The organism is Thalassospira sp. UBA848, from assembly GCF_002295455.1.
Taxonomy (GTDB): domain Bacteria; phylum Pseudomonadota; class Alphaproteobacteria; order Rhodospirillales; family Thalassospiraceae; genus Thalassospira.
On record NZ_DBGS01000057.1, the window covers coordinates 36849 to 49567 of the forward strand.

The 12719-nt window shown below is 54.9% G+C and carries 13 protein-coding genes and 2 pseudogenes; 4 read left to right on the plus strand and 11 right to left on the minus strand.

The features are described 5' to 3' along the window. Positions 1–22 precede the first annotated feature (22 nt). Positions 23–304: pseudogene (locus B2R48_RS20350) on the plus strand (GNAT family N-acetyltransferase); the annotation flags it as partial. A 163-nt stretch (positions 305–467) separates the two neighbouring features. Here the strand turns inward: B2R48_RS20350 and B2R48_RS07545 are convergent. Further along, the gene (locus tag B2R48_RS07545; RefSeq protein WP_296999225.1) at positions 468–929 is read right to left on the minus strand and encodes a helix-turn-helix domain-containing protein; all 462 of its coding nucleotides are present in this window, start codon (positions 927–929) and stop codon (positions 468–470) included. Positions 930–1127: 198 nt separating this feature from the next. On the opposite strand from B2R48_RS07545, the gene B2R48_RS07550 reads away from it, so the two are divergent. Then, positions 1128–1463 carry a hypothetical protein gene (locus B2R48_RS07550; protein ID WP_296999227.1) on the plus strand — a complete coding sequence of 112 codons (336 nt, stop codon included), beginning with the start codon at positions 1128–1130 and terminating at the stop codon, positions 1461–1463. A 114-nt stretch (positions 1464–1577) separates the two neighbouring features. Here B2R48_RS07550 and B2R48_RS07555 read toward each other — a convergent pair whose 3' ends face one another. Further along, complete coding sequence (locus tag B2R48_RS07555) at positions 1578–2489, minus strand: pseudouridine-5'-phosphate glycosidase (RefSeq protein WP_213473933.1); 912 nt, start codon at positions 2487–2489, stop codon at positions 1578–1580. 221 nt (positions 2490–2710) lie between these two features. Between B2R48_RS07555 and B2R48_RS07560 the strand changes: the two genes are divergently transcribed. After that, positions 2711–3904 carry an MFS transporter gene (locus B2R48_RS07560; RefSeq protein WP_296999230.1) on the plus strand — a complete coding sequence of 398 codons (1194 nt, stop codon included), beginning with the start codon at positions 2711–2713 and terminating at the stop codon, positions 3902–3904. Between the two features lie 77 nt (positions 3905–3981). Here the strand turns inward: B2R48_RS07560 and ilvC are convergent, their stop codons facing one another. The 6 genes from ilvC to B2R48_RS07590 all read right to left on the minus strand — a co-directional run bounded on the left by ilvC (position 3982) and on the right by B2R48_RS07590 (position 9305). Further along, positions 3982–5001 carry a ketol-acid reductoisomerase gene (ilvC, locus tag B2R48_RS07565; RefSeq protein WP_296999232.1) on the minus strand — a complete coding sequence of 340 codons (1020 nt, stop codon included), beginning with the start codon at positions 4999–5001 and terminating at the stop codon, positions 3982–3984. A gap of 114 nt (positions 5002–5115) precedes the next feature. Further along, positions 5116–5625, minus strand: a complete 510-nt coding sequence (gene ilvN, locus B2R48_RS07570) for an acetolactate synthase small subunit (RefSeq protein WP_062956151.1) — start codon at positions 5623–5625, stop codon at positions 5116–5118. A 103-nt stretch (positions 5626–5728) separates the two neighbouring features. After that, the gene (locus B2R48_RS07575; RefSeq protein ID WP_062956150.1) at positions 5729–7492 is read right to left on the minus strand and encodes an acetolactate synthase 3 large subunit; all 1764 of its coding nucleotides are present in this window, start codon (positions 7490–7492) and stop codon (positions 5729–5731) included. A gap of 152 nt (positions 7493–7644) precedes the next feature. After that, a complete protein-coding gene (gene miaA / locus B2R48_RS07580; protein ID WP_296999234.1) occupies positions 7645–8610 on the minus strand; it encodes a tRNA (adenosine(37)-N6)-dimethylallyltransferase MiaA in 966 nt (321 codons plus the stop codon). 21 nt (positions 8611–8631) lie between these two features. Further along, positions 8632–9051, minus strand: a complete 420-nt coding sequence (locus B2R48_RS07585; protein WP_296999236.1) for a type II toxin-antitoxin system VapC family toxin — start codon at positions 9049–9051, stop codon at positions 8632–8634. Beyond that, on the minus strand, positions 9051–9305 hold the full coding sequence (locus B2R48_RS07590) for a type II toxin-antitoxin system Phd/YefM family antitoxin (protein WP_296999238.1): 255 nt from the start codon (positions 9303–9305) through the stop codon (positions 9051–9053). Before B2R48_RS07590 ends, B2R48_RS07585 begins: the two co-directional genes overlap by 1 nt. 160 nt (positions 9306–9465) lie before the next feature. Here B2R48_RS07590 and serB point away from each other — a divergent pair, with 160 nt between their 5' ends. Then, positions 9466–10356: a phosphoserine phosphatase SerB gene (gene serB / locus B2R48_RS07595; RefSeq protein WP_296999240.1), complete on the plus strand. Its 891-nt coding sequence runs from the start codon at positions 9466–9468 to the stop codon at positions 10354–10356. A gap of 76 nt (positions 10357–10432) precedes the next feature. Here the strand turns inward: serB and B2R48_RS07600 are convergent, their stop codons facing one another. The 3 genes and pseudogenes from B2R48_RS07600 to B2R48_RS07610 all read right to left on the minus strand — a co-directional run. After that, entirely contained in the window at positions 10433–11926 is a 1494-nt protein-coding gene (locus tag B2R48_RS07600; protein ID WP_062956137.1) for a DegQ family serine endoprotease, read from the minus strand. A 213-nt stretch (positions 11927–12139) separates the two neighbouring features. After that, complete coding sequence (locus tag B2R48_RS07605; protein ID WP_062956136.1) at positions 12140–12331, minus strand: DUF2065 domain-containing protein; 192 nt, start codon at positions 12329–12331, stop codon at positions 12140–12142. A 115-nt stretch (positions 12332–12446) separates the two neighbouring features. Further along, positions 12447–12719: pseudogene (locus tag B2R48_RS07610) on the minus strand (protease modulator HflC); the annotation flags it as partial.

Below are 12719 nucleotides of genomic sequence, written 5' to 3' on the forward strand. Positions count from 1 at the left end.
CTGGCGCGAAACCTATTCCTTCATGCCGCGCACGGTTTTACAAAGCCGAAACCGCAAGTTTCGCAAGTCGCAATGGATAAAGTGGTTCGAATCCCAAGCCAAGGACGAAGCTTTGTTTGTTGTCGAGGCCGATCACGTTGTGGTCGGCTTTTGCTTTTGTTGTCCCAACAAGGATGATGCCATTCAAGGTCGGGGCGAAATGCATGCTGCCTATGTTTTACCCGACTTTCGTGGACGAGAGGTCGGGCCGATGATGATGATGGCCATGCTTGACTTCATGATCGGACATGAATTGACGCCGCCGGTCTTGTGGGCGTTTCGCGATAACCCGATCAGATTGTGGTACGCCCAAATGGGATGGCGGGCCGAAGTTCGACGTGATCGCGTTATCGAAGGGTGTGCCATTCCCGAAGTAGGATATGTTTGCACGGATGTGGTCGCGCTGCACACGCGCCTGCGTAAACTGATCAGGCGCTATTGCGGTGAAACTGCTTTGACGCAAACTCGACAACGTTTTCAAAGGAATCCGCATCAAAGCTCTTTCCGGCTGACTGCTGTTTCTCCCGACAATAGTCGAACAATGACAGAAACAGGTCGGCAAACTCGTCTGGATCCGCTTTGACCGCACGCGATTTTCTGGCCAGAAAATAAGCGATATTGAAAACGATCTTGCGATCCAGTTCTTCCTCGGATGTGTTTGGCTCGTTGACGGGGGCACCCTGGCCGGTCAATAGCCATTCGATTGAAACGTCTGTTGCATGTGCAATCGCAACGCAGGCGGATGCCTTTGGATCGTTGCGCCCATGGCTATAGTTTTCAAGGGTGCGCGCAGATATGCCCGTGCGTTCGGCAAGAGCCGCGCGCGATCCGGCAATCTTTTCACAAAGGCCGATGCGTTGGCCAAGCAGTTCTGTGTCGTCCACTTTCATTCCAGTTTTCCCGAGCGCGTCTATCCGAATGGCCAAGAAGCCTACCCCCAAAGTGGGTGTCTTGAAAGAATTATAATAACAAATTACGCGATTTTTTCGCAAAATTGGTAAATATATGCTGTCATGTCGTTTGTTCTACGTGATTTTTGGTGATAGATTGCAGCATAATTCCGAATACAAGAAAAAAGTGCGTAGGATATGTTAAGCGACCACATCGAACAAATTGCCCGTCTCCTTCGCAAAAACGCCAATCACCATAATGGAAGATTGCAGCTCACAGACAAGACAACAGATATCCTTCTGTCAAATTTGCAGTTCTTGTCAGACGACCTTCGGCGCTATGAGGATGCAGAACTCTGCGCTGATGTAGAGTCTCCGGCAATTGCAGCGATCATGCGTGAACTTGGCTCGGTGACTGCAAATTTTGATGCGCCCGAAGATTGCGACACTGAGCCCAACTCCAATTCTGCTGACCCGCTGAGCAATAAGAGCACTCAAGAGATCTCAAATGGCAAGCCGGAGACTACAGACTAGCCTGTCTGTTCAAGGGTGTCAGGTCTTTCACAAGGTTTCCCGATTTGCTGCACCAAATGCGTTCCCCAAGCACCGGCTCGGGGAACGCATTGCAATTGTCTGAAACGGGTATGCTTATATCTTTGCGAGTGACGCTGCGATTTGAGCGCCAAGTCGGGCATTGTTACGCACCAGCGCAATATTGGCTTCAAGGCTTTTGCCTTCGGTCAGCTGGGTAACGCGCGCCAGAAGGAACGGGGTGACGTCGCGTCCCTGAATGCCTTTTTCCTTGGCCTCGATCAGGGCGTTATCAATCGCCCCCTCGATGGCTTCACGCGCCAGTGCCTTGTCGGCTTCTGGCGGGTTGCCAATGACGGCCCCGCCTTCAAGACCAAATTCCCATTTCGAATTAAGGAAAGCGGCAAGTTCCTCGGGGGTGTCAAGGCGCAGCGGCGCCTTTTGACCGCTTTCAACCGAATAGAATGCCGGAAATTCATCAGTGCCATAGGCAATAACCGGTACGCCAAGCGTTTCAAGATGTTCGAGCGTTTTGGGAATATCAAGGATCGCCTTCGCCCCGGCACAGACAACCGCAACACCGGTTTTGCCAAGCTCGGTCAGATCGGCCGACACATCGAAGTTACCCGCAAGGTCGCGATGCACCCCGCCAATGCCGCCCGTGGCAAAAACGCGAATACCGGCCTTTTCAGCCAGGATCATGGTTGCCGATACGGTGGTGGCACCATCACGTTTCTTTGCAAGGCAATAGGGGATGTCACGGCGCGACAGTTTGAGGATGTCGGTCCCCTTGGCGAAATATTCCAGTTCCTCGGGCGACAGGCCGATCTTGCAGCGCCCACCAATCACGGCGATGGTGGCCGGAATGGCACCGTTATCACGCACATCCTGTTCAACCGCACGTGCGGTTTCAAGGTTCTGCGGATAGGGCATGCCATGGGAAATGATGGTTGATTCAAGGGCAACAACAGGCTTGCCGGCGGCAAAGGCCTCTGCGACCTCGGGGGCGATATCAATATAGTCCGACATTCATCATGCTCGTCTTTGAGTTAAAGTTTTAAAGGCCAGAATTAAACAGATCGGCCTTTGAAATCCAGCGCAAAGCAGGGTGTTTTGCGAATGGCTGCTGTGCGTTATGGCATCCGTCGATGCCATCGCGGCACGGCACCTCTGACAGACACCGCATTGTAAGTCCCTGATTTGGCGGCTATCGTAAACCCACCACCAACCGACTTAAGGCCCACCCGAACATGCATGCCAAGCCCACTCTGACAACCGGTCTTCTGGCCTTTATGGCGGTTGGAAGCGGCCTGTCCGTTGCCAGTCTTTACTATGTGCAGCCCCTGCTTGAACTGCTTGCCCGTGAATATGGGCTGAATGAAACCACGGCCGGTTTTCTGGTGACCGTCGCACAGCTTGGCTATCTGACAGGGCTGATCGCGGTGGTGCCACTGGGCGATCATCATGAACGGCGTAAGTTGCTGACCGTGACCTCTGCCCTGACGGCGGTGGGGTTGCTGGCAATGGGGTTGGCCCCATCGTTCCTGATGCTGGTGGTGTTTAGCATCTCGGTCGGGATCACCTGCGTGACTGCGCAAATCCTTGTGCCGCTGGCGGCACACCTTGCAACGGATGACAAGCGCGGCTCCGCGGTTGGCACCGTCATGGGGGGGCTGTTAATGGGGATCCTGCTGGCCCGGACATTTTCAGGCATCATGGCCGAACTTGCGGGGTGGCGGTCGGTGTTTATTGCGGCTTCGGTTCTGATGGCGGTTTATTCGGTGGCCTGTTACCGGATCATTCCCCATATCCCGCCAACATCACACACCAGTTACCGCACGCTGTATCTTTCGATCCTGCATCTGTTTCGCGATGAACCGGTCTTGCGCCGCCGCAGCCTGATTGGCGGGCTGCAATATGCCGTGTTCGGGATATTCTGGACATCGATGGCCTTCATGCTGGTGCGCCAATATGGCATGTCCGAAGCCGTGATCGGGCTGTATGGCCTGATCGGTGCAATTGGCATTCTGGCCGCCCGTATCGCAGGCAGGCTGGCAGACAAGGGCTGGGCGCGGCTGAGTACCGGCGGGTTCCTGATGACAACGGTTTTAAGCTGGGGGCTGCTTTATTGGGGGCAGTGGTCGCTGATTGCCTTTGCGCTTGGCGTGGTGCTGATCGATCTGGGCATTCAGGGGGCGCATATCTCAAACCAGAGCGAGGTTTACCGCCTTAACCCCGAGGCCCGCAGCCGCCTGACCACCGGCTATATGGCCAGTTACTTTCTGGGAGGTGCCTGTGGCTCTGCCAGTTCGGCCATCGCCTATGGCATGGGCGGCTGGCCGGCTGTGGTGGTTCTTGGCGCCGGGGTATCGGTCCTGTGCGTTTTGATCTGGGCTGCGACCGAATTGCGCTTTCCGATCAGACAGATGAAACAAGGCGCATAGACCAAGCCAACATACCCCAAAGCAAAACGGCCGCCCCATCGGGACGGCCGTTTGCGTAAGAATGAGCTAAGCTGTGCTTAGTTCTTTTCTTTGTCGACGAGCTGGTTGGCAGCAATCCACGGCATCATCGCACGCAGTTTTTCGCCAACTTCTTCGATTTCGTGTTCAGCATGCAGACGACGGGTTGCCTTGAACATCGGCTGGCCGCAATGCATTTCCTGAACGAAGTCACGGACGAACTTGCCTTCCTGAATGTCGGTAAGAACTTCTTTCATGCGTTCTTTGACAGACGGATCGATCACGCGCGGGCCGGTGACATAGTCGCCGTATTCTGCGGTGTTGGAGATCGAGTAACGCATGTTGGCCATGCCGCCTTCATACATCAGGTCAACGATCAGCTTAACTTCGTGCAGGCACTCGAAATAGGCCATTTCCGGCGCATAGCCAGCTTCGGTCAGGGTCTCGAAGCCGTATTTGATCAGCTGGGTCAGACCGCCACAAAGAACAGCCTGCTCGCCGAACAGGTCGGTTTCGCACTCTTCACGGAAGGTGGTTTCGATAACGCCCGAACGACCGCCACCGATTGCCGAAGCATAGGACAGGGCAACTTCAAGCGCGTTGCCAGATGCGTTCTGTTCGATTGCTACCAGGCACGGAACCCCGCCGCCACGTGCATATTCGGAACGAACGGTGTGGCCCGGGCCCTTCGGCGCGATCATCATGACGTCGAGGTCAGCGCGCGGCTCGATCAGGCCGAAATGAACGTTAAGACCGTGTGCGAACAGAAGGGCAGCACCCTGTTTCAGGTTGTCGCGCAGTTCGTTGGCATAGATCGCAGCCTGATGCTCATCAGGGGTCAGCATCATGACAACGTCTGCCCAGGCCGCAGCTTCGGACGGGGTCATGGTTTTCAGACCGGCAGCTTCGGCTTTCTTGCGCGAGCTGGAGCCTTCACGCAGACCAACAACAACTTCTTTAACGCCGGAATCATGGAGGTTCAGTGCATGGGCATGGCCCTGCGAACCGTAACCGATGATGGCAACTTTTTTGGTTTTGATCAGATTAACATCTGCATCGCGGTCGTAATAAACACGCATCTTTCGATACCTCTGGACGTTGGACCACGCTATTTCATGCGTGGCGGATGGTAATAATTATTATGGGGCAGGCCCCAATGCCTTACCCGATGCGGATCATCGGGCAGGGCAAACTCACATCGTCAGTGTGCCGCGCGAAATCGCTGCCACACCGGTACGCGAAATTTCCGAAAGCCCAAGCGGCTCCATCAATTTGATGAAGGCGTCGATTTTTTCAGGGCTGCCGATGATTTCATACACGAAGGAATCGTTGGTCGCATCCACTGCGCGCGCCTTGAAAATATCGGCAATACGCAGGGATTCCACACGCTTTTCGCCCGCTGCAATCACTTTGACCAATGCAAGCTCGCGCTCGACACTTGGCCCGGCAAGGGTCAGGTCACTGACCTTGTGTATCGGGACAAGGCGCGAAAGCTGTGCCTTGATCTGTTCGATGACCATCGGGGTGCCCGAGGTAACCACAGTGATACGCGACTGGTGGGCCCTTGCGTCAACTTCGGCAACGGTCAGGCTTTCGATGTTATAGCCACGGCCGGAAAACAACCCGATAACACGGGCCAGAACGCCGGACTCGTTATCCACCAGAACGGATATGGTGTGTTTCGAAATTTCGGTTTCTTTCACGGTTTCGCTCCGCTAGGGCACGGTCGGGGGCAGCACATGCCGCCCGCGCCGGCCTTTTCATTTTGATTTGATGAGTTCGTTGCGCACAGTTTATGTGTGCGGATCAGACCAGAACCATCCCTTCGTCGGAATCAATGGCTTCGTCGCCCTTGGTTTCCTGCCCAAGCAGCATTTCGTTATGCGGCTTGCCCGACGGAATCATCGGATAGCAGTTTTCCTTGTCATCAACAGCGACGTCCAAAATCACCGGACCATCAATTTCCAGCATCTGCTTGATGGCATCATCAAGATCGGCCGGGTTATTGCAGGTCAGCCCGGTAAAGCCAAAGGCCTCGGACAGTTTGACGAAGTCGGGCAGGGTTTCGCTATAGCTTTCGGAATAGCGCGACCCGTGCAGAAGCTGCTGCCACTGACGGACCATGCCCATATAACGGTTGTTCAGGATCACGGTCTTGATCGGCAGACGATACTGCGTCATCGTCGCGCATTCCTGAATGTTCATCATGATCGAAGCATCACCGGTAAAGCAAACCACGGTCGCATCCGGGTGGGCCACCTGAACGCCAAGGGCCGCTGGCATGCCATAGCCCATGGTGCCAAGACCACCGGACGTCATCCATTCATACGGATGTTCGAACCCGAAATGCTGGGCGGCCCACATCTGGTGCTGGCCAACATCGGTGGTGATATAGGTTTTGCGATCGCGGGTCGCGGCATGGATCGAGCGGATAACATGCTGCGGCTTGATGACGTCTTTGGGCTGCTTGTAGGACAGGCAGCGTTTCGAACGCCATCCTTCGATCTCTTTCCACCAGCCATCAAGTGCACTGGCTTCGATCTTGTACTGTTTGGCTTTCCAGATCTTGATCATGTCTTCAAGAACATGGCCAACATCGCCAACGATCCCGATATCGACCGGAACGTTCTTGTTGATCGAGCTCTGATCAATGTCGATCTGGATTTTCTGCGAGTTCGGCGCAAAGAAATCGAGGTTGCCGGTCACACGGTCATCGAAACGTGCACCAATCGCGACCATGACGTCGCAATCATGCATCGACATGTTCGATTCATACGTGCCGTGCATCCCGACCATACCAAGATACTGGTTGTCCGATGCCGGATAAGCCCCAAGACCCATCAGGGTCAGCGTGATCGGCGCGCCGGTCATGCGGGTGAACTCGGTCAGAAGCTTGCATGCCTGTGTGCCGGAATTGATGACACCGCCGCCGCAATACAGGATCGGCTTTTTGGCCGATGCCAGCATTTCCATGGCTTCTTCGATCTGGGCGCGATCACCCTTGACCACCGGGTTATAGGTCCGGTGCTGAACCTGTGCCGGTTCCAGATACGGGGCCTTGCCAACAAGAATGTCCTTGGGCAGGTCAATCACGACCGGGCCCGGACGGCCGCTTGAGGCGACGTGGAAGGCCTCGTGCATCGTACGGGCAAGTTTATCGGGGTTTTTCACCAGATAGTTATGCTTGGTGCACGGGCGGGTAATGCCGGTGGTGTCGGCTTCCTGGAAAGCATCGTTCCCGATCAGATGGGTCGGGACCTGACCTGTCAGGCAGACAACTGGAATGGAATCCATCAACGCGTCGGTAAGGCCCGTAACGGCGTTTGTCGCCCCCGGTCCAGAGGTCACCAGCACGACGCCGACCTTGCCGGTCGAGCGGGCGTAACCTTCTGCAGCGTGGACAGCAGCCTGTTCATGGCGCACGAGAACGTGACGAATCCGGTTCTGTTTAAATATCTCGTCATATAGCGGTAGGACAGCGCCGCCGGGATAGCCGAACACGACTTCCACACCCTGATCAGCAAGGGCCTGCAACACTACTTCCGAACCGCTTAAAATACGTTCTGCCATGATTTTCGAGCCTCTTTACTTAACGACAACAACGTGTCGCGTGATAACCGCGTGATTGAAACATGATCCAATTATCCTCGAATTGGAGTTGAAAAATCCGCCGAAACGGCGGTTTTCCGCCATTTAGGCGGCAGAAGCGCCAACCTATCGCCTCACTTTGGCGTGGTCAACAGAAATTGGTTAACATCATGACGCATTTTTGCTGCCAAACTTTCCGAATATTGCGCGTCGATGATTTCCTTGGCTAACATCTGGTGTCGAAACCACGTTAATTGCCGTTTTGCATAGCGTCTGGTTTCGCGCTGTGATTTCTCTTTGGCTGTTGCCAGATCAATCTCCCCAGCAAGGTAGGCCGAAATCTCGCGCACGCCGACAGCCTTCATTACAGGCGCTGTTTCAGGCAATTCAAGGGCAAGCAGCCCTTTGACCTCGTCAATGGCACCCTGTTCAATCATCAGGTCAAAACGCCGGTTACAACGATCATACAGAATGTCGCGCGGCGGCATGTAACAAAGTTTCTTGAATTGCATGTTTTCAGGCGGGGTAATCACCGGTTCCTTGTGCCAGCTTGCCAATCCGCGCCCGGTATGGGCAAAAACCTCGGCGGCGCGAATCAGGCGCTGGGTATTGCTGCTATCAAGATTGGCGGCCGTTTCCGGGTCATCTGACTGAAGTTTGGCAAAGAATGCTTCGTGACCTAGCTCTTCAAGCTCATGGGTGACTTGCTGGCGAATCGCAGCTGGCACATCGGGGATCGGCGCAATGCCTTCAGTCAGGGCATTCAGATACATGCCCGTCCCCCCCGTGATGATCGGAAACTTGCCATTGGCGTGACAGTCGGCAATTTCCGCCATCGCCATGTCGCGCCACTTGCCAGCCGAACATGCTTCGCGCCCGGACAGCACACCGTAAAGCCGGTGCGGCGCGCGTGCGGTTTCGCTTTCATCGGGGCGGGCTGAGAGCACACGCAGTTCCTCATAGACCTGCATGCTGTCAGCATTAATCACCACCCCGTCAAAGGTCTCCGCCAGATCAAGGGCCAGCGCCGACTTCCCACTGGCGGTCGGGCCGGCAACGATCAGGACGGCTTGAAATTGGGTGTATTTCTCGGTGGGCATGCGATGAGTTTGTCCTGACTGTCACGCTTTCCATGGATTGAACAATTGGGCACCTGTTTGATCGAAGTCTTTGATATTACGGGTGGCAATCGTCATTCCGTGTACCAGAGCGCTTGCGGCAATCAGGGCATCCCGTTCGGATTTCGGATTAGGAACATGCAGCTGCGCGCACCGTCTCGCAACGGCTTCGTCAATCGCCAGTATCCTATTCTCAAATGCTTTGAGGACATGGCCTTCGAACCAGTTACGCAATATCTTTGCCTGATCGGGATCACGCCGTTCGATTTGCAAAATACCCGTTTCGATCTCAAGAACGGTGATGGCTGAAATATACAGGATGGTTGCATCGACGGATTTGGCCCAGTTGACCACATTCTCGTCGGCTTTTCCCTGCCCGGCACGACGCAGCTCGGAGATGACATTCGTGTCGAGAATAAACATTACGATAGGTCAGCCGGCTTTATGTCGATCTTGGCAGGTTGTGGATCAAACTCGATATCGTTTGCGCCAGGCATCGCAAGAAGGTCAACGATGGAGGGCAGTGACCCCGTCAAGCGTTGATACTCTTCGATCGACAGCAACACATGCGACGGCTTGCCGCGGTCGGTAATGACCACCGGGCCGCCTTTGGAAGCCTTTTTCGCGCCGCTGGTATCCTGATTGAAGTCGCGGCTTGAGATCGTTGTAATACCCATCGCTCACCTCGCTTAGTTTGTAGCAACAATACTACATTGTATTGGCGCGACGGGCAACAAAATCCACGAAAGCAACAAACGCTCTTGCCACAGTCCGGTGCAATTCGGATAAAGGCGGCAACGATGTTTGATGCCTTTTCCGCCAAGGAGCCCAAAGACCATGAAATTGGTTCTCACCCTGATTGCCGCCCCGAACTCGAATGCGCTGACCAAGGCTGTGATTGATAACGCGGCAATCGCGCTGACCGGGGCGGGGGCATTGGTTGGCGATGTGACGTGGTTGGCTGATGGCGAGGCCTGCGATCTGACCTTTGATGGTATTCCGCTTGATGTCGCCGATACGACGCTGGCCGAGGCGGAGCTTCCGGTGGATGCTATCACCCAGAAGGTCGCCACACGTCGCAAGAAGCTTTTGATTGCCGATATGGACAGCACGATTGTCACCGGTGAAACCCTTGATGAACTGGCCGAGTTTGCCGGGGTCAAGGACCGGGTGGCGGCGATTACGGCACGTGCGATGAATGGCGAACTTGATTTCGAAGCGGCACTTGATGAACGCGTTGGATTGCTTGATGGCATGTCAACGGAGATGCTCAAGGAAGCCTGGAAAACGGTGGAGTATACCGGCGGTGCGCGGGAACTGGTCGCGACGATGAAGGCAAATGGCGGTTTTGCTGCCCTGGTTTCGGGCGGGTTTGATTTCTTTACCGGGGCGGTGCGCGCCGAGCTTGGCTTTGATTACGATCAGGCCAATGTCCTGCTTGAAAAGGATGGCAAGCTGACCGGCAAGGTTCAGAAACCGGTTCTTGATCGCCAGGCAAAGGTCGATGCGCTTGAAAACCTGTCAGCCGAACAGGGCATCGCGGTTGGGGATGCGATTGCCGTTGGCGATGGTGCCAATGATCTTCAGATGATCTCGCTTGCCGGAACCGGGGTTGCCTTCCACGCCAAACCAGCGGTGCGTGAACAGGCGCGCATTTGTGTCAATCACGGTGATCTGACCGCACTGCTTTATATGCAGGGATATGCAAAGTCGGACTTCGTTTCCTAGGAAATGTCCGCGTTAAACAAAAAGGGCGACCTGAAAATCAGGCCGCCCTTTTTTGATGCTTGTTTTAGGCGATGACTTATTCGTCGCCCGAAAGCGTCAGGCCGAAGTAACGCGGGCCAGCCGATGTTTCGATCAACATCAGGATGGTGCGTTTTTCATCTTCGATCGCAGTTTCGACCGCATCGACAACGTCTTCGACGTTTTCAACCGAGCTGTGCGACGCCTCGATGATGATGTCGCCCGGGCGAACGCCCTTTTCGGCGGCATAGCTGTCACCGGCAACCTCGGTCACGATGACACCTTCGGTACCTTCGGCAAGGTTATAGCGTTGACGCAGGCTTTCATCGACATTGGCGATCTTGATGCCAAGTGCGTCGATGCTGGCCTCGGCAACGGCAGGTGCTTCCTGTTCCTGTGCCTCGCCTGCACTTGCGGCGACGACTTCCTCTTCAAGTTCGCCAAGCTCAACCTGAACGGTTTTCTTTTCGCCATCGCGCCAGATTTCGACATCGACTTCCTTGCCAATGCGGGTTTCTGCAACGATGCGCGGCAGGCGACGCATGGATTCAACTTCCTTGCCATCGAAGGTCAGGATGACGTCACCCTGTTTGATGCCAGCAGCCTTGGCCGGGCCGTCTTCTGCAACACCGGCAACCATGGCACCGGTTGAATCTTCAAGACCAACCGAGTCTGCGATGTCTTCGGTCACGGTCTGGATGTGAACACCCAGCCAGCCACGACGGGTGCGGCCATATTCCTTAAGCTGATCGACAACGCTTTGTGCGATACCGGACGGAATGGCAAAGCCGATCCCGACTGAACCGCCGGATGGCGAATAGATCGCGCTGTTGATGCCAATCACATCACCATCAAGGTTAAACAGCGGACCGCCCGAGTTACCACGGTTGATCGAGGCATCCGTCTGAATGAAGTCATCATACGGACCCTGGTTGATGTCGCGGTTTCGTGCGGAAATGATACCGGCAGTCACCGTACCGCCAAGGCCAAACGGGTTGCCGATTGCCATCGCCCAGTCACCGATGCGGGCACTGTCCGAGTCCCCCCATTTGACGAATGGCAGGTCTTCTTCCGGTTCGACCTTAAGCAGGGCGACGTCGGTTTTGGGGTCGCGGCCGATCAGTTCGGCTTCAAGCGTATTGCCATCATGCAGGCGCACGGTAATCTCGTCGGCACCGTCGATCACGTGGTTGTTGGTGACGATATAGCCGTCAGGCGAGATGATGAAGCCTGAACCAAGTGCGGTTGCACGGCGGCGTTGCGGTGCCTGACCGCCCTGGCCACCCTGACCGTTGCGGTCCATGAAATCACGGAAAAGGTCTTCGAACGGCGAACCGGGAGGGAACTGGAAGTCCGGTCCCTGTCGTTCGGCGACCATTTGGCTGGTGGAAATATTTACAACACTTGGCAGAAGCTTTTCTGCCAGGTCTGCGAAACTCTCAGGAGCGGGGCGGGCATTCGCAATCTGCGAAACACTGGCCACGCCAAGGAGAACAATCACCAGTGCTGCGGTTATCTTGGTGCGCACCGGGTTGTATAATGCGTCTAGCATGTGTCTGATCCTGTTCGTTGCCGCGTTCACGGTATTTGTCATTCTCTTTGTGCAGCGCACGGCGGGGCTGTATTTCACCCGTCGCTTAAGTAACCAAATTAACTCCGACTTTGGCAGAAATTAGGCGGTACTGGGAAAAATCAAGGAATTGTAAGCACAAAATCGTGACGAGGGACTTTTGCGTTGCCGTTCCCTGATCCTGATGGCCGTTTACTAAAGCCAGGTCCGTACTGCCCATATTCCGCCAATGGCTATGACAGCGGCGATCAATCCGCCAATGCGCAACTGCGATTCAGGAATTTCCTGAACAAGCTCCATTACCCTTTTCAGGCCGCCGGGAAACAGCGTGTAAAGCATCCCTTCCAACGCGATGGCCAGAAGTATGGCTGTTGCAAGTTCCTTCATGACTAAGGACGTTCCGGCGTTTCTTTGTGATTTGTCAGACTTTCGCCAGACAAATCGAATTTATAAAAACAAAAAGGGCGACCAGCCCAATATGCAGGTCGCCCTTATGTTTTGTCTAGCGGCTTGTCGCTGGGCCAGACTTATTAAAGTACTGGAAAAACTCGCTGTCTGGTGAAAGCACCATCGTCGAGCCGTTATCAAGCGCGATTTTGTAGGCTTCGAGCGAACGATAGAATTCAAAGAATTCCGCGTCCTTGCCATACGCTTTACCCAGAATGACGTTTCGCTGACCATCGCCTTCACCACGCAGGACTTCGGCCTGACGGTTGGCTTCGGCGATGATGCCGATACGTTCACGATCAGCTTCTGCCTGGATCTTCGCCTTGAG

Bases quoted from the DNA above. Each gene is read 5' to 3' on its own strand.
- B2R48_RS07545 (WP_296999225.1), bottom strand. From the start codon at position 929: ATGAAAGTGGACGACACAGAACTGCTTGGCCAACGCATCGGCCTTTGT.
- B2R48_RS07550 (WP_296999227.1), top strand. From the start codon at position 1,128: ATGTTAAGCGACCACATCGAACAAATTGCCCGTCTCCTTCGCAAAAAC.
- B2R48_RS07555 (WP_213473933.1), bottom strand. From the start codon at position 2,489: ATGTCGGACTATATTGATATCGCCCCCGAGGTCGCAGAGGCCTTTGCC.
- B2R48_RS07560 (WP_296999230.1), top strand. From the start codon at position 2,711: ATGCATGCCAAGCCCACTCTGACAACCGGTCTTCTGGCCTTTATGGCG.
- ilvC (WP_296999232.1), bottom strand. From the start codon at position 5,001: ATGCGTGTTTATTACGACCGCGATGCAGATGTTAATCTGATCAAAACC.
- B2R48_RS07575 (WP_062956150.1), bottom strand. From the start codon at position 7,492: ATGGCAGAACGTATTTTAAGCGGTTCGGAAGTAGTGTTGCAGGCCCTT.
- miaA (WP_296999234.1), bottom strand. From the start codon at position 8,610: ATGCCCACCGAGAAATACACCCAATTTCAAGCCGTCCTGATCGTTGCC.
- B2R48_RS07585 (WP_296999236.1), bottom strand. From the start codon at position 9,051: ATGTTTATTCTCGACACGAATGTCATCTCCGAGCTGCGTCGTGCCGGG.
- B2R48_RS07590 (WP_296999238.1), bottom strand. From the start codon at position 9,305: ATGGGTATTACAACGATCTCAAGCCGCGACTTCAATCAGGATACCAGC.
- serB (WP_296999240.1), top strand. From the start codon at position 9,466: ATGAAATTGGTTCTCACCCTGATTGCCGCCCCGAACTCGAATGCGCTG.
- B2R48_RS07600 (WP_062956137.1), bottom strand. From the start codon at position 11,926: ATGCTAGACGCATTATACAACCCGGTGCGCACCAAGATAACCGCAGCA.
- B2R48_RS07605 (WP_062956136.1), bottom strand. From the start codon at position 12,331: ATGAAGGAACTTGCAACAGCCATACTTCTGGCCATCGCGTTGGAAGGG.